Annotated in this window: 10 protein-coding genes; 9 read left to right on the forward strand and 1 reads right to left on the reverse strand. The window is 73.3% G+C overall.

Features of this window, described 5'->3' with window-relative positions:
- The first annotated feature begins 310 nt into the window (after positions 1 to 310).
- The 4 genes from ACQP2O_RS36560 (at position 311) to ACQP2O_RS36575 (ending at position 4,561) form a co-directional block, all read left to right on the forward strand.
- Positions 311 to 3,112 (forward strand): nitrate- and nitrite sensing domain-containing protein, encoded by a 2,802-nt coding sequence (locus tag ACQP2O_RS36560; protein ID WP_433173244.1) that lies wholly within the window; start codon positions 311 to 313, stop codon positions 3,110 to 3,112.
- A complete protein-coding gene (locus ACQP2O_RS36565; protein ID WP_360876759.1) occupies positions 3,112 to 3,516 on the forward strand; it encodes a roadblock/LC7 domain-containing protein in 405 nt (134 codons plus the stop codon). The genes ACQP2O_RS36560 and ACQP2O_RS36565 overlap by 1 nt, the downstream gene beginning before the upstream one ends.
- A gap of 84 nt (positions 3,517 to 3,600) precedes the next feature.
- Positions 3,601 to 3,963: a DUF742 domain-containing protein gene (locus ACQP2O_RS36570; RefSeq protein ID WP_360876756.1), complete on the forward strand. Its 363-nt coding sequence runs from the start codon at positions 3,601 to 3,603 to the stop codon at positions 3,961 to 3,963.
- Positions 3,944 to 4,561, forward strand: coding sequence for a GTP-binding protein (locus ACQP2O_RS36575; RefSeq protein ID WP_360876753.1), 618 nt, complete (start codon positions 3,944 to 3,946; stop codon positions 4,559 to 4,561). The genes ACQP2O_RS36570 and ACQP2O_RS36575 overlap by 20 nt, the downstream gene beginning before the upstream one ends.
- 149 nt (positions 4,562 to 4,710) lie before the next feature.
- On the opposite strand, the gene ACQP2O_RS36580 is transcribed toward ACQP2O_RS36575, so the two are convergent.
- A complete protein-coding gene (locus tag ACQP2O_RS36580; RefSeq protein ID WP_433173247.1) occupies positions 4,711 to 6,141 on the reverse strand; it encodes a WS/DGAT/MGAT family O-acyltransferase in 1,431 nt (476 codons plus the stop codon).
- A gap of 478 nt (positions 6,142 to 6,619) precedes the next feature.
- Here ACQP2O_RS36580 and ACQP2O_RS36585 point away from each other — a divergent pair, with 478 nt between their 5' ends.
- From ACQP2O_RS36585 to ACQP2O_RS36605, 5 genes are all read left to right on the forward strand, one after another.
- Positions 6,620 to 7,216: a nucleotide exchange factor GrpE gene (locus ACQP2O_RS36585; RefSeq protein ID WP_433173249.1), complete on the forward strand. Its 597-nt coding sequence runs from the start codon at positions 6,620 to 6,622 to the stop codon at positions 7,214 to 7,216.
- A 1-nt stretch (position 7,217) separates the two neighbouring features.
- A complete protein-coding gene (locus ACQP2O_RS36590; RefSeq protein WP_433173251.1) occupies positions 7,218 to 8,804 on the forward strand; it encodes an Hsp70 family protein in 1,587 nt (528 codons plus the stop codon).
- Positions 8,805 to 8,853: 49 nt separating this feature from the next.
- Complete coding sequence (locus ACQP2O_RS36595; RefSeq protein WP_433173253.1) at positions 8,854 to 11,343, forward strand: hypothetical protein; 2,490 nt, start codon at positions 8,854 to 8,856, stop codon at positions 11,341 to 11,343.
- A 336-nt stretch (positions 11,344 to 11,679) separates the two neighbouring features.
- Positions 11,680 to 12,834, forward strand: a complete 1,155-nt coding sequence (locus ACQP2O_RS36600) for a TRAFAC clade GTPase domain-containing protein (RefSeq protein ID WP_433173255.1) — start codon at positions 11,680 to 11,682, stop codon at positions 12,832 to 12,834.
- 132 nt (positions 12,835 to 12,966) lie between these two features.
- The gene (locus tag ACQP2O_RS36605) at positions 12,967 to 15,630 is read left to right on the forward strand and encodes a hypothetical protein (protein ID WP_433173257.1); all 2,664 of its coding nucleotides are present in this window, start codon (positions 12,967 to 12,969) and stop codon (positions 15,628 to 15,630) included.
- The last annotated feature ends 1 nt before the right edge of the window (position 15,631 follow it).

Consider the following 15,631-nt stretch of genomic DNA (forward strand, 5'->3'; position numbering starts at 1 on the left):
GTCGGTGCCCGGAAAACCCGGCTTCTACCTGCGACTATTCGCCCTATAGCCGGCACCGTTCACCTTGAAGTTCCAGGGTGTTTGATGCCCGATATTTACAGACACAGCCAGTGTCCGCCTGGATGTCTAGTAGAGTCTCGCGCGTTCACACGGTGTTTCCCCCGCCTCACTGAAAGTCGAGCCTGTCGCGGTGCAATCAAAGGACCGACGAGTGGGATCAGATGTCAGCCGGCGGCCGTCCCGGTCCAGGGTCGGCCGCATCTTCCGGTCAGTCCGCTTCAAGATCAGCTTGCTGCTCATCGTCCCCCTGGTGTCACTGAGCACACTGTGGGCGTTCGCTGCCAGCATCACCCTGGGCGATGGCCTGAACCTGCGGCACGTCAACACGATCCAGGACCACCTGGGCTATCCGTCCGGCGCCCTGGGCAGTGCCCTGCAGCAGGAACGCCGCCTGTCGATGGTCTTCCTCGGCAGCAAGTCGGACGGCGACCGCGCGTCGATGGAGTCCGGCCGGCTGGTCACCGACCGGCAGGCCGACCTGTTCCGGCGCGAGGCCTCCGACCCCAGCGTGCAGAAGGTCGCCAGTGCCCAGGCCAAGCAGTGGACCCGCGAGGTGCTCCAGCACCTGGACGCCCTGCAGGCCAAGCGGCGGGCGATCGACAGCGGCTCCCTGAAACGCACCCAGGTCTTCACCGACTTCAGCGACGCGCTCGCCGACATCAACGCCCTCCAGTCCTCGCTGTCGACGCTGAGCTCTCCGGACATCACCAAGGACAACGAGAACCAGGTCGCCCTGGGCCGCGCGCGGGAGGTGCTGTCGCAGGAGGACGCCCTGCTGTCCGGCGCGCTCGCAGCCGGGCGCCTGACGTTCCCCGAGCACGTGGAGTTCACCAAGCTCGTCGGCACGCAGCGCAGCCTCTACCAGGAGATCCTCCCCAACCTGCGTCCCAGCGACCGCGCCTACTACCAGCGGATCGTCGCGACGCCCGAGTACTCCCGGTTGCAGCAGCTGGAGAACCGGTTCACCGACCACATGCCGCAGCAGCCCAAGACGGCCATGCCCGGGATGCCCGCCAAGCCGGCCCCGAACCCGCTGGCCGGTATGGACGTGACCTGGAAGACCACCGTCTCCTCCATCGTCACCCGGATGCGCGGCCTGGAGCTCTCGTCGACGGCGGCCGCTTCCAAGCGCGCCAAGCCGATCTCCGACGGGATCATCCTGCGGGTCGCGCTGGCCGGTGCCCTCGGTCTGGTCGCGGTCATCGCCTCGCTCGTTCTGTCCCTGTGGGTCGGCCGCTCGGTCATCCGTGAACTGACCGGGCTGCGGCGCGCCGCCCTCGACCTGGCCAACGAGCGGCTGCCCAGCGTCATCCGCCGCCTGCGGCGCGGCGAGGACGTCGACGTCGCCGCCGAGGCGCCGCCGCTGCAGTTCGGCACCCAGGAGATCGACCAGGTCGGCCAGGCGTTCAACGCCGCCCGCCGGACCGCGATCCAGGGCGCGGTCGAGGAGGCCGGCCTGCGGCGCAGCATCAGCGAGGTCTTCCTCAACCTGGCGCGCCGCAACCAAGCGCTGCTGCACCGCCAGCTCAGCCTGCTGGACTCGATGGAGCGGCGGGTCACCGAGCCCGACGAGCTGGACGACCTGTTCCGCCTCGACCACCTGGCGACCCGCATGCGTCGTCACGCGGAAGGCCTGATCATTCTGTCCGGGCAGGCGCCCGGCCGTGGCTGGCGCAACCCGGTCCCGGCCGTCGACGTCGCCCGCGCCGCGGCCGCCGAGGTGGAGGACTACGCCCGCGTCACCGTCGCCACCATGCCGCGCGTGGCCATCGCCGGCCCCGCCGTCGCGGACCTCATCCACCTGCTCGCCGAGCTCATCGAGAACGCCACGCTGTTCTCCCCGCCGGACACCGCGGTCCAGGTGACCGGCCAGCTCGTGGCGCACGGCTTCGCCTTCGAGGTGGAGGACCGCGGGCTGAGCATGGACCAGCCCAGCATCGACCGCGCCAACGAGCGGCTGGCGAACCCGCCCGAGTTCGACCTGTCCAACAGCGCCCAGCTCGGCCTGTTCGTCGTCGGCCGGCTGGCCCAGCGGCACCGGGTGCAGGTCACGCTCCGCACCTCCCCGTACGGCGGGACGACCGCGATCGTGCTGCTGCCCGACGCGATCGTCGCCCGCGGGGACGAGCGGCCCGAGCTGGAGTCGGGCCCGATCGCGGCCACCCGGCGCGGCGAGGACGCGCTCGTCCCGATCGGCGCCATCGGCGCGCCCCGCCCGGGCGGCCCGTCCGACTCCGGGCCGATCACGGGCCCCATCACCGGGCCGATGCAGGCGGTGCCGAGCGACCGGCCACCGCTGCCGCAGCGCCGCTCCGACACCGGCGGGCAGCCGACCTATCCGACCGGCCCGTACGACGCGAAGCCGTACGGCGCCAACGGGTCCCGCGGCTCCGACGGGCCGTCGCAGACCTCCGCGGGCCAGGCCGGCGACGTGTCGGGGCCCGACACCGGATCGTTCCCCGCCGCCGCCTACGGCACGGGACCGTCCACGTACGCGGCGGGTCTCGGCGGCCACGACGCAGCGCCGGGCTCCGCCTACGGGCCGCGCGGGGAAACGGACTCCTACGAGTCCGGGGCGAGCGACTACGCGGGAATGAGCGACTACGGCACTCAGTGGTCGCCGCCCCCCACCGAAGGCAACGGCGACGACCGCCCGCCCCTTCCGACCCGCTTCGGCGGCACGACCGACGACCGCCCGCCGCTACCGACCCGCAACTCCGGGGGTTCCGCGGCTCCGCCGCCGCCGAGCCGGTCGCTGTTCGAGCCGGTCGAGGAGCCCGCGGAACCCGCGCTGCCCGAGACCGCCGCGGCGCCCGAGACGACGGCCGAATCCGCAGCGCCGGGCGGCAGACCGTCGCTGCCGCGCCGGGTCCGGCAGGCTAACCTGGCCCCCCAGCTGCGCGAAGACGTCGAACCGCTGGACAATGCCCCGAGTAATGAGCGTTCGCCCGAGGAGCTCCGCACCATGCTGAGCTCCATTCAGAAGGGATGGCTGCGCGGCCGCTCGGACGCCGAGCAGACCGCCACCCATCACGAAGAGGAGGACATCTGATGTCAGCGGGTTCTGCGGGGGAACTCAACTGGCTGCTGGACAGCCTCGTCACTCGCGTCGCCCAGGTGCGTCAGGCGGTGGTGTTGTCCAGCGACGGACTGCTGGTCGGCGCGTCCAACGGCCTCACGCGGGAGGACGCCGAGCATCTGTCGGCGGTCGCTGCGAGCTTCCAGAGTCTCGCCCGCAGCGCCGGACGCCAGTTCGGCGGCGGCGGTGTGCGCCAGACGATCGTCGAGATGGACCACGCGTTCCTGTTCGTCACGGCGGCCGGGTCCGGGGCCTGTCTCGCGGTGCTCGCGGGCGCCGACGCGGACGTCGGCATGATCGCCTACGAGATGGCGATGCTGGTCAAGCGCGTGGGTCAGCACATGTCGACTCTCCCCCGCTCGGCCGTGGAATCGTGAGGCCGCGTGACCGTGCGAGGAGAACGCGACGGGCACCCGATGGTGTCGCCCTCCCGGCGATGGCCCACGAGGCGGGACGGCTGAATGAGCGAATGGCTCGACGACGAGGCCGGGCCGGTGGTCCGGCCGTACGCACTGACGCGCGGTCGTACGAGGTCCTCCCGGGAGGGCTTCGACCTGATCGCGATCATCGCGACGGCGGCGACGTCGACGTTCGCTCCACCGAGCGCCGGGCCGGAGCACGTGGCCATTCTCGACCTCTGCGTGCGCCCGCTCTCGGTGGCTGAGATCTCGGCGAAGCTCAAGCTCCCCCTGGGAGTCGTCCGGGTCCTTCTCGGGGACCTGCTGGACCTTGGGCTGATCGCCGTACGCCGGCCTGAAACAGAGAACCGTCTTCCCAATGAACGGGTTTTGAAGGAAGTGCTCAATGGACTCCAGGCGCTCTGACCCCTCGCGGGGCGCTGCTCCCATGCCGCTCGCCGTGAAGATCCTTGTCGCGGGCGGATTCGGGGTGGGCAAGACGACCCTGGTGGGTGCGGTCAGCGAGATCAAGCCGCTGCGGACCGAGGAACAGCTGACGGACCGCAGCGTCGGCATCGACGACACCTCCGGTGTTGAGCGCAAGACCACGACGACGGTTGCGATGGACTTCGGTCGCATCACCATCCGCGACGGGCTCGTCCTGTACCTGTTCGGCACGCCCGGCCAGGACCGGTTCTGGTTCATGTGGGACGAGCTCGCGCTCGGCGCGCTGGGCGCGGTCGTGCTGGCCGACACCCGGCGGCTCGCCGACTCCTTCCCCTCCATCGACTATTTCGAACGGCGGCGGCTGCCCTTCATCGTGGGGGTCAACTGCTTCGACGGCGCGCTCCGGTACGACTCCGAGGAGATCCGTGGGGCTCTCGACCTGGACCCACGCGTCCCGGTGATCCTCTGTGACGTGCGTCGGCGCGAGTCCGGCAAGCAGGTGCTGATCGCCCTCGTCGAGCACGTGCTCGCCGTGATGTCCGAGCGGCAGCGCCAGGCCGGCGCGGCGATCCGATAGAGGCCGCGGACGGCGAGCACGTGCTCGCCGTGATGTCCGAGCGGCGGGTCGGCGCGGCGATCCGATAGAGGGCGCGGACGTCGATCGCCTTCGCGGGCACGCGCCGCCCGCGGTGGCCGTTCGCCGACGTGTGATCGGGCCTACCGGGACTACAGGTCCTTCAGTTCCTCGAGCGCGTCGGCGAAGTAGCCGATCAGGCTCCACACGTCCGGGACCATCTCACGGCAGGCGGTGAGGCCGATGTCGAGGTTGCCGTTGTAGGAGAAGACGGTGATGTTCAGGCCACCGCTCAGGTCGCTGACCACCGACAGCGGGTGGTAGGCGAGGACCTCGGCCCGGCACAGGTACAGCGGGAACTGCGGCCCGGCGACGTTGGAGATCACCAGGTTGATCGGCGGCATGGCGGACGGCGCGAGCCGGAACAGCGCCCAGGCCGTCAGGCCGCCGAACGCCGCGGGCACCACGGCGGTCAGTTCCTGCAGCCAGCGCTCCGGCGTGGCGACGAGGCGCTGCTTGGCCGTCGTCATCGTGTCGCGCATCGCCTCGACCCGGGCACGGGGATCGGCGAGGTGCGTGGGCAGCGGCGTGAACATCGCCGACACCTGGTTGCCGTGGGTGTCGTCGTCGAGGGCCCGGGTGGAGACGGGGACGGCGGCGACGAGCGGCCGGTCGGGCAGGGCGTCATGGTCGATCAGCCATCGCCGGAGGGCGGTCGCGCACAGGGCCATGACGACGTCGTTGACGCTGGCGTCGAGAGCGTGGCGGACCTTCTTCACCTCATTCAGCGGCAGGGAGCCGAACGCGACCCGCCGGTGCCGCGTGATCGGCCCGTTGAACGGCGTCCGCGGCGCGTTCAGGTCCATCTGAGGAGGGACCTGTCCCGTACGGGCGGCCGTGCGCAGCGCGCCGGTCACGGCGCCGATGCCGGGCACGCGCCCGACCACCGGGAAGGTGTCGAGGTACGGGACCGCCCGCAGCAGCCCGCCGGTGGTCCGCAGGGGGTGCACGGCGGCGCGGGCGGCAGCGCCGGCCAGCAGGCTCCAGGCGTTCGGCGGCCGCTCCGGGCGCCAGTCGTCGACGACCCCTGTTTCGCGGGGTTCGGGCTCCAGGTCCAGCAGGGCCGCGACGATCTGCGCGGCGGCGACCCCGTCGATGAGGGCGTGGTGGATCTTGGCGTAGAGCGCGATCCGGCCGCCTTCGAGGCCCTGGACGAGGTACATCTCCCACAGGGGCCTGGCACGGTCCAGCGGCCGCTGGTGCAGCCGGGCCATCTGGTCGGCGAGCTGCCGGTCGTCGCCCGGCCGCGGCAGGGCGATCTCGCGGACGTGGTACTCCAGGTCGAAGTCCGGGTCCTCGATCCAGTACGGATGGTCGAGCCCGAGGGGCACCTCGGCCAGCCGCCAGCGGAACTGCCGGATCATGGGGATGCGTCGGCGCATGAGTTCCATGAGGTCGTCCAGGGTGAGGCGGCCGCCCGGCGTTCCGGTCGGATCGAGGATCGCCAGGCCCGCGATGTGCGCGACCGTCCCCCGCGACTCGACGTTGAGGAACTGCGCGTCAAGAGCACTGAGCTGGCGCATCGACCGGCCTCTCTCCGTGTTCTTCGACTCCGTCACCGTGAAGGTTCGCGACAACGACGTCGTGGCCAACAAGCCTCGTTCTATCCCCTGTCGTATTGCGGACGACAGAGGACGTCAAACCCTCCCGAGTGTCGGCAGGCCCGTCATACCGCTGGGCGCCGAGCACCGAGCCGGCCGAGCCGCCCCAAGCCGCTGAGCCGCCCGAGCCGCTGAGCCGCCCGAGCCGCTGAGCCGCCCGAGCCGCTGAGCCGTCCGAGGCGTCCGAGCCGCCTCCGCTGCGCTTTCACACGATATATCGCCTGTTGGCGTAAATATCACGCTCCGTGACGAAAGCAAGGTTGGACCAAAAATGCCAGGTCCGGGATAGGGGAAAAGTGACGGGCGGAAACAACGAACTCCCCGGAAGGGTGGTGCCCGCTTCCGGTGATGGAGACAATGGGCTGACGTCCTTGCTCACTCAGAGTTATGGTTCCCGACCATGCCCGTTGACCCCGATCCCCCCACCGACGGGACCGGATCCCCGCCGCCCGGCGCCGAGCCCGGCTCCCGGTCGGCCGATGAGTCCTGCCCGCAGGCCGCGGCGTCCCTCGAGGACGTCCGCTCTCTGCTGGCCGGGCTGACCGAGACGGTCGGGCGGGAGCACGAGCGGGCGGCGCACCGCGAGCGGGTCATCGACCGGCTGCACGAGGACAACCAGCGGCTGCGCCACGGCGAGCTGCAGGCGGCGCTCGAGCCGGTGCGCGCGGCGCTGTTCCGCCTGTACGACCTGGTCCGGCGGGAGGCCGAGCGCGAGACGGTGGACGCCGCGCACACGCCCCGGCTGCTGGCGGCGATCGCCGACGAGCTGGCCGAGGTGCTGGCCCGTACCGGGGTGGAGCCCATGCCCGTCGAGGCCGGTGAGGCGTTCGACCCGGCACGGCACCGCCCGGCGGGCACCCAGGACGTGGACGACGCCGAGCTCGACGGCACCATCGCGAAGGTGCAGCGGGCCGGCTTCGTCCGTGGTGACCGGATCGCACGACGTGCCGAGGTGATCGTCGCCCGGGTGGCGGCCGACCCCGTCGGAGGAGATTGAGATGGCTGTCTACGGTATCGACCTGGGCACGACCCACTCGTGCATCGCGCGCGTCGACGACGTCGGGCGTCCGGCCGTGCTGCGCAACATGGAGGGCACCGACACCACGCCGTCGGTCGTCTACTTCGAGACCCCCGACAACGTCGTGGTGGGCGCCCCCGCGAAGGACACCGCGGTGCTGTTCCCCGATCTGGTGGTGAGCCTGGTCAAGCGGGACATGGGCCACGAGGTGCCGCGCGAGCTGCACGGCCGCGACCACTCCCCGGAGGAGATCTCCGCCTTCGTCCTGCGCAAGCTGGCCGCCGACGCGGCGGCGACGACGGGCGAGGAGGTCCGCGACGTCGTCATCACGGTGCCGGCCTACTTCGGGGCCGCCGAGCGCGACGCCACCCGCAAGGCGGGCCACATCGCCGGGCTCAACGTCATCGACATCATCTCCGAGCCGATCGCCGCCGCCATCACGTACGGCGTGCTGGGCGGCGACGCCGAGGACCGCACGATCCTCGTGTACGACCTCGGCGGCGGCACCTTCGATACCACGGTGATCACCTTGCGCGGCGGTGACATCGCCGTGGTCTGCACCGACGGCGACCACGAGCTCGGCGGCGCCGACTGGGACGCGCGGCTCGTGGAGTACCTCGCCGAGCGGTTCGCCGAGGAGCATCCCGACGTCGGCGACCCCCTCGACGACAAGCACACCGAGCAGCAGCTGCGGCACGACGCGGAGGAGGCCAAGAAGGCCCTGTCGCTGCGCACCCGGCACGTCGTGCGCGTCATGCACGAGGGCCGGGTGGCGACGGTCGAGCTCACCCGCGAGAAGTTCGAGGAGATCACCAAGGACCTGCTCGACCGGACCATCGAGATCACCGGCCGCACGCTCGCCACCGCGGCAGGGAAGGGCGTGTCCGACTACGACGACCTCGTCCTCGTCGGCGGCTCCACGAAGATGCCCGCCGTGCAGCAGCGGCTGGCCGGCGAGCTGGCCCTGAGCCCCCGCCTGCAGGATCCCGACCTGGCGGTCGCCAAGGGCGCCGCGCTGTACGCCTTCGAGGAGACCTACCGGCAGCTGCTCGCCAAGGGCGAGACGGACCAGGCCCTGGACCTGGCGTCCCGCGCCGGCCTATCGGAGGCCGAGCAGGAGGCGATGGCCGCCCGGCAGATCACGACGGTGGCCTCCCGCGCGTTCGGCGTGATCGCGCTGGACCCGGACACGACCCAGGAGCACGTCGTCCACCTCGTCCACGCCAACGATCCGCTCCCGCGCGGCAAGATGCGGGAGTTCGGCACCGTGGACGAGGACCAGACGGTCGTCAAGATCATCGTGGTCGAGCAGGCGGGCAGCGCCGAGTCGACGGAGGTCGCCCACAACACCCCCATCGCCGACGGTGAGCTGAAGATCCCGCCGGGCAAGCCCGCCGGCTGGCCCATCGAGGTGACGTTCGCCCTCGACACCTCCGGACTGCTGCACGTCACGGCGGTGGAGAAGGAGACCGCCGAGGAGCTGACGCTCGACGTGCGGGTCGGCGGCATGTCCGAGGAAGAGGTGCACCAGTCGCGCACCGACCTGGCCCACATCCGCGTCGACTGACGGCCTTCGACGAGCAGTGGTCTTTGACGAACGCCGGTATGTCCGGGAAGTGCTGGAGCCCGCGCGGGCGGCCGGTGACCAGCCGCCCGACGACCTGCGCCTGCGGTACGCCCTGCCGGACCCGATCGTCGCCCGCGAGGTGGCCGACCGGGTCAAACAGGTGCGCACCTGCTGGCGCAAGGCCCGCGGCCAGCTGCGATTCCGGCGGCTGGTCGACCGCATGGAGGGCGACCATCTGCGCCTCGCGCCGCTGTTCGAGCGGGCCGCGGTGGGCGACCTGGCACCGTTGCGCGCCGAGATCGCCGCGGCGGGCGACCGGGCCGGCCGCCGCCGGGCGGAGCTTCGCGACCGGCTGCTCGACGCCGCCGGGGAGCTGCGGATGCTCTCCCCCGCCGACCTGCGGGAGATCGGCGGCGAGGCCGCGGACGTCGCCCGCGAAACCGGCATCGAGGTCCGGGAGCCCGACCCGCTGCCGGAGGCGCCGCCGTACGCCGGCTACGCCCGCGCCCGTGAAGCGCTCGACGCGCTCGGCCTGCGGCACCTGCCCGAGTTCCTGACCGGCGAGCCGAAGGCCGGGCGCGTCCTCTGGGAGGTTCCCGACCTGCGGCCTTCGGCGCGATGGGTCGGTGACCAGTGGAGCCGGCGGCCGCACGACGGCAACCGCACCAACGCCGACACCGTCCTGGTCGCGGTCCGGCAGGTCGGCGACCGGCTCGCGGAGCTGGTCCGCTATGACGTGGTGGCCCGGCTGCGCGAACGCCATCAGCAGCGGGCCTCGGAGGGGGCGCTGCTGCGGTTCGCGGTCGAGGACCTCGGCGTCGACCCCGACGACGCGCGCCGCCTGGTGTTCGCGGTGCGGCAGGAGAGCGCCCCGGCGGGCGGGCTCGCCGCGCGGCTGCGGGACCTCATGGACGCCGGTGAGGTGCAGGCCGCCGCCGAGCTGGCCGCGATCGCCGGGGAGCAGTCCGGCGACGCGCAGATCCTCGCGGACGAGGCACGACGGCGGGTCGCGGCGGCGACGGCACTGCGCCAGGAGGCGGCCTCGCTCCTGCTGTCCGATCCCGACGGGGCCTGGCTGCGGCTCGCCGACGCGCTCCGGCTGGTCGGCGACCTGCCGGGAGCGGCCGAGCTGCAGGCCGGGCTGCCGCCCCAGGCGCCGAGCCGGCTCGAGGCGGCCGTCGACGGCGTCGCCGTCGCGCTGTCCTGGTCGCCCTCACCGTCCCGCGTCGGGCAGATCGGGCACGTGGTCGTGCGCTGCCTCGGCCGGGTCCCGCGGCACCCCGGTGACGGCGAGCGGCTGCCTTCCGAGGCGACGCATGCCGGCGACCCCTCGCCCCCGCTGAACGCCCCGGTCTACTACGCGGTCTTCGCCGCACGGGGATCGGCCGCGTCGGCGCCCGCCGTCGCCGGGCCGGTGCTCGTACGGCCGGAGCCCGCCGACGTCACCGTGACCGCCGCGGACGGTGTCGTCGCGGGACGCTGGTCCTGCCCGCCGGAGGCCGTGCGCGTCCTCGTCACCCGCGACGGCACGCCCGTCCCGGCGGCGCGCACCGGCTTCCGCGACGAGACGGCGCGCAACGGGACGACCTACCACTACCGGATCGCCGCCGTGTACCTCAGCGCCGACGGCCGGGAGGCCGTCACCGCGGGCGTGCACGCCGCCGCCACTCCCGCGGCCCGGCCGGATCCCGTCGATGAGCTCGGCGTCGAACACGACGCGGCCGGACGCCTCGTCGTCACGTTCGACCCGCCGGCCGACAGCGAGGTCGAGCTCGTCGCGATGGACGGACCGCCGCCCTGGCCGCCCGGCACGACACTTCCGCTGGACGAGGTGCGCCGCGCGGGGCGGATCCTGCGCGCCGAACCCGCCCCGGGCGGCCTCGCGGTCCAGACGGGCCCGGGCGTGCTGCTGGCCGTCTCGGTCGCCGGCGACGTCGCCACGGTCGGGGCCTACCGCGAACACGTGAGCCTGACGCCCCCGCGCGAACTCATCGCCGAACGCCGCGGCGAGGTCATCATGCTGGGGTTCGACTGGCCGCCGGACGTCACCGAGGTCGAGGTGGTCTGGCGGACCGGCGCCGACGAGCGGCGGCTGCCCGTCGGCCGGGCCGGCTACGACGCCCACGGCGGCGTCCGCCTCCCGGCTCCCCCGGACGAGACGGTCACCATCGAGGTCGCCGCCGCGGCGACCGCCCACGGACGGCGCGTCACCGGCACTCCCATGACCACCGTGGTGCCCGGCCGTACCACCGTCGCCTACGAGGTACGCCGCCCCCGCCTGCGGGGTCCCCTCACCGTCACGCTGACCGCCGCGGCCCCCGTACGCCTGCGGCGGCTCCTCCTCGTCACCCGATCCGGGCCCATGCCGCAGCGGCCCGCCGACGGACGGACCGTGATGTCCTGGGAGGACCTGGACGTGCCCGCGCGCCTGGAGGTGACGCTGCCTCGGCTGCCCCGGCCGTTCTGGCTGCGCTGCTTCGCCGAAGACGACACAATCGACCTGCGCGACCCCCCGGTCCGCCACCTGAAGGTGGACTGATGGGAGACCCGCGACGCGACACCGGAAGGGGATGCCTGATGCGAAGCGCGACCCGACCGGAGCGCGAGAGCTGATGGCGTCCGTCACCCGTCCGCGCCGCCTCGTACGGAGGGCACCCCGGCCAGAGCACGCGAGCCGGATGGGGTCCCGCAGCTGTCCGCGCCGCCTCGTACGGAGGGCACCCCGGCCAGAGCACACGCGCCGGACGGCGTCCGTCACCTGTCCGCGCCGCCTCGTACGGAGGGCACCTCGGCCGGAGCACGCGAGCCGGACAGCGTCCCGCAGCTGTCCATGCCGCCTCCCGCAGCGGGTGGCCCGAGTGGAGCGCGAAGACTGATGGCGTCCGTCACCTGTCCCTACTGCTTCGCGCGGGTGGCGCGGGAGCGCATCGCGTTCCGCTGTGCGGGCAGTCCCGGCCGAGGGCCGGGCTGCGCGCCACGGCTCGACGAGAGGCTGGCCGCCTACACCGGGTCCACGGCGACCGCGTCGCTGCCCCCGGTGTTCGCGCCGCCGGAGCCGGGCCGCCTGCGGATCGGCCGGGCGCCGGCGCGGCGCGCCGTCTGTCCCGAATGCGGCCAGACGACGGCCCGGCGCGCGTGCCCCGAGTGCCACAACCCGCTGCCCGCGGCGTACTGCGAGACGCCGGGCAAGATCGTGGCGCTGGTGGGTGCGAAGAACTCCGGCAAGAGCACCTACATCGCGGTGCTGCTGCACGAGCTGTCCCACCGGATCGGCGCGGAGCTCGGCACCTCGCTCGTCGCCTGCGACGACCGGACGATCGAGCGCTACAAGCGCGACTTCCACCGCCCGCTGTTCGGGGAGCGGCGGCTGCTGGCCGCGACCGCCAGCGCCGTGACCGCGCCGCGCGACCCGCTGGTGTACCTCCTGACCCGCACCCGTCGCCGGCACCTGCGGCAGCGCGACATGTCCCTGACGCTCGTGCTGTTCGACACGGCGGGCGAGGACCTGCGCAGCCGTGACGTCACCGACCTGCACCTGCGGTACCTCGCCGCGGCGGACGCCATCATCTTCCTCGTCGACCCGCTCGAACTGAAGAGCGGGGAGGGCGACCCGGACGGCGATCCCGTCAACGTCATCGCCCGGGTCACCGAGCTGCTGCGCGCCGGGCGCGACGTTCCGCACGGCAGGCGGCTGCCGGTGCCCGCCGCCGTGGCCCTCACCAAGATCGACGCGCTGCCGCTGGACGGGGCGCTGGAGCGGCAGCGCGACCGGTCCGACGTGCTCGACCTGGACGACCGGGAGGCTGTGCACGAGCAGGTCCGGGCGCTGCTGCACGACTGGCAGGCCGGCGAACTGGACCGCTACCTCGGCCACGAATACGCCGAGTACGGCCTGTTCGGCGTGTCCGCGCTCGGCGGCGTGCCACGCGACGGGGCCGTCGGTACGGGCGGCATCCGGCCGCACCGCGTCGAGGACCCGCTGCTGTGGCTGCTGTACCGGTTCGGGATGCTCGACGGAGCGCGCGGATGATCCGGCGGCTGGCGAGTGGTCGACTGTGGGCGGGCGCGGTCGAGACGCTCGACCGGGGGCGCAGATGATCCGGCAGCTGACGTGTCGTCGCCGATGGGCAGGCGCGGTCGAGACGCTCGACCGGGGGCGCAGATGATCTGGCGGCTGACCTACACGTCGGCCGCCCGGGGTCCGACCGGACGGTCCGGGTTCCAGTTCGTCGCGATGAGTCCGGGCACGCCGCCGGACGTCGCCCGCGCCGTCACGCCGTACATGACGTACCACCCGCCGCCGGGGGCCTCGTCCGCTCCCGGCCCCGACGAGCTGGCGGGCTTTCCCACCGCGCTCGTCTACGGGCGGGAGGGCACGTACGCCGTGCTGGCCCGCTGCCGCTACACCGGCCGAGACTACTCCGGCCGGTACGGCAACTTTCTCGGGCAGGCCGTCGTCGCGACCCCGGAGGAGATGGCGGGTCTGCGGCCGATCGAATTCTGGGACTCCCCGTTGTGGGACTCTGCCTTGCGAGACTCCTCGCTGGAGGACTCGTCGTTGCGCGGTGCCGCGCCGAGGGATTCCCTCTCGCGCGACACCGCGACAGGGGACTCGTCCCTGTGGGACGTCTCTCTGCGGGACTCCCCGAACGGGGAGTCCCCTTTGCGCGACGCCCCTTTGCGCGACGCCCCTTTGCGCGACGCCCCTTTGCGCGACGCCCCTTTGCGCGACGCCACTCTGCGCGACGCCACTCTGCGCGACGCCTCGCCTGGCGGCCCGTCTCCTGAGGAGTCGGAAGGGGACGGCGCGTCGTCTTGGGATCCGTCGGCCGGGCTGCCGCCCGGCGCGGCGTTCGACCCGGAGTCACTGGTCGCGTGGCTGGACGGCGAACGCGCCCACGACCGCCTCGCCTCCGTCCTCGACGCCGTGACGACCGTGCTGGTCGCGGGGCATGGACGGGTGGTCCTCGTCGCCGAGGACGCCGAGCTGATCGCCCGCTGGATCGCGGTGGTGTCGTACTCACTGCCCGCCGGTATGGCGGCCGGCCTGTCCTTCATCACCTACACCGCCGATCCGGAGGCCGCGCCGTACCTCGTCGTCGGCACCGTCCCGGCCGCCTGCCCGGAGGGCGGCTTCCGCTTCGACGAACCCTTCGTGCGCCCCGGCACGCCGCCGGGCCGGTTCGCGCAGGTGATCGCGGACTGCTGGCGAACCGGCGACCTGGACGGCATCGACGCCGTCGGCGAAGTCATCGGCGAGGAGGGTGGCTCGGATCCGGCCTTCCCTGGGGAGGGTGCGGCGGCGCGGGTCACCAGCGGCGCATCCGAGGGAGACCACTCCGGCGAGTCGGGGCCGGTCTCTCCGCCGGGCGGCTCGGCGGCGGGTGGGAGTGATGGCGCGCGCCGGGTCTCGCCGGCCGACGGCGCGGCGCCAGGGACTCCCGACCGGTCAGGTGGTGTCTCCCGACTGGACGGTGCGGCGGCGCTGTTGGCGTTGTGCCGGGGGGACACGTCCGTGTCGGCCGCGGAGCAGCAGGTGGCCGCGCGGCTCGTCCGTGATCAGGGGGTGCCGGGCTGGGTGCGGTCGGCCGTGCCGCCCGTGCTGCCCGCGTTCGGCTTCGACCTGACGGCGGCCCTCGCGGACGCCGTACCGGAGGCCGCCGAGCACTGCGTGCGGCTGGCGCTGGCCGAGCCGGGTGCGCGGCGGCGGCTGCCCGCGGTACGGCTGCGCGGCGGGCTTCCGAAGGAGTTCCGGACGGCGATCGCCGAGGCGGCCGACCTGGGGATGCTCGCCGGGGTCGTCGGTCTGGCGGACCGGGTCGGGGGCGCGATCGACGCCGACGGGGTGGTCGCGGCCGCGGCCGCCTGCGCGCGCCGAGGCGACGGCGAGGTGGCCGCCGCGATTCGGGCCACTCCCGGTGCCTGGCGAGAGGCGATGGTCGCCGGAGTCGTGACCGGGGCGGAGTCCGCTCCTGCGGCGGTGCGGCGGGCGATGCTGACGCCGGAGGCGTGTGCCGCCCTGGGCGATCGGGACTGGACCCGCGCTCCGCGCACCGGCGGGCTCGTCCTCTCCGCGTGCGCGGACCGCCTGACGGCCACCGCGGGGCTGATCGCGCTCGAGGTCCACGGCCTGCCGGACCTCGAAGAACTGCTCGGCGTGCTGTGGAGCGAGCCGCCGACGGTGCCCGAGTGCCGGTGGCTGGTCGAACGGCTCGCGCCGGTGTTGCCGCGGTTCGCCGTCCTGCGCGGCCTGCCGCGCAGGGTGTTCGACGTCGTACCGCTCGAGGCCGAGGAGACGGTGCGGCTCGCGCGGCTGATCGATGAGCGGCTGCCCGACCTTGCCGACGCCGCGCGGACCGTCCTGGCCTACGGCGACGTGTTGCGGGCGGGCCCGGAGGAGGACGTCGCCCGGTTCCTCGCGGCCATGCGGCCCGGCGAACCACCAGCGGGCCGGGACGGAGGCGACGAGACCGAAGGTGGCGTCGGGGCCGGCGCCGCTCTCGCCGAGCGCGCGCTGGCCGGTGTCGCACGGGTCCTCGCCGGTCGCACGCCCCTGGCACGCGCGCGGGTGCTGATCGCGGCGCCGGGCGCCGTACGCGACGCTCTGATCCGGCACTGGCTCGCCGCCGGCCTGGACCGGCGTGCCCGCGCTGATCTGGCGGAGATCGGCGTACGCCTCGCGGACGCGAACGTCACCGCCGCGCCGCTGGAGAGGTGGGCGGACGGGCTCGGGCGGTTCGGCCGGCGGCAGATCGAGTCGGCGCTCGCCGACCGCGACCCTGGGCTGGCCGCGGCGTGGCGGGGGTCACGGCGGCGGGGAGCGTGAG

Source organism: Actinoallomurus sp. CA-150999, assembly GCF_050942425.1.
Lineage (GTDB): Bacteria > Actinomycetota > Actinomycetes > Streptosporangiales > Streptosporangiaceae > Actinoallomurus.

Excerpts from the sequence above, each read along its gene's own strand:
- ACQP2O_RS36565 (WP_360876759.1), top strand. The coding sequence starts at position 3,112 with ATGTCAGCGGGTTCTGCGGGGGAACTCAACTGGCTGCTGGACAGCCTC.
- ACQP2O_RS36570 (WP_360876756.1), top strand. The coding sequence starts at position 3,601 with ATGAGCGAATGGCTCGACGACGAGGCCGGGCCGGTGGTCCGGCCGTAC.
- ACQP2O_RS36575 (WP_360876753.1), top strand. The coding sequence starts at position 3,944 with ATGGACTCCAGGCGCTCTGACCCCTCGCGGGGCGCTGCTCCCATGCCG.
- ACQP2O_RS36580 (WP_433173247.1), bottom strand. The coding sequence starts at position 6,141 with ATGCGCCAGCTCAGTGCTCTTGACGCGCAGTTCCTCAACGTCGAGTCG.
- ACQP2O_RS36585 (WP_433173249.1), top strand. The coding sequence starts at position 6,620 with ATGCCCGTTGACCCCGATCCCCCCACCGACGGGACCGGATCCCCGCCG.
- ACQP2O_RS36590 (WP_433173251.1), top strand. The coding sequence starts at position 7,218 with ATGGCTGTCTACGGTATCGACCTGGGCACGACCCACTCGTGCATCGCG.
- ACQP2O_RS36600 (WP_433173255.1), top strand. The coding sequence starts at position 11,680 with ATGGCGTCCGTCACCTGTCCCTACTGCTTCGCGCGGGTGGCGCGGGAG.
- ACQP2O_RS36605 (WP_433173257.1), top strand. The coding sequence starts at position 12,967 with ATGATCTGGCGGCTGACCTACACGTCGGCCGCCCGGGGTCCGACCGGA.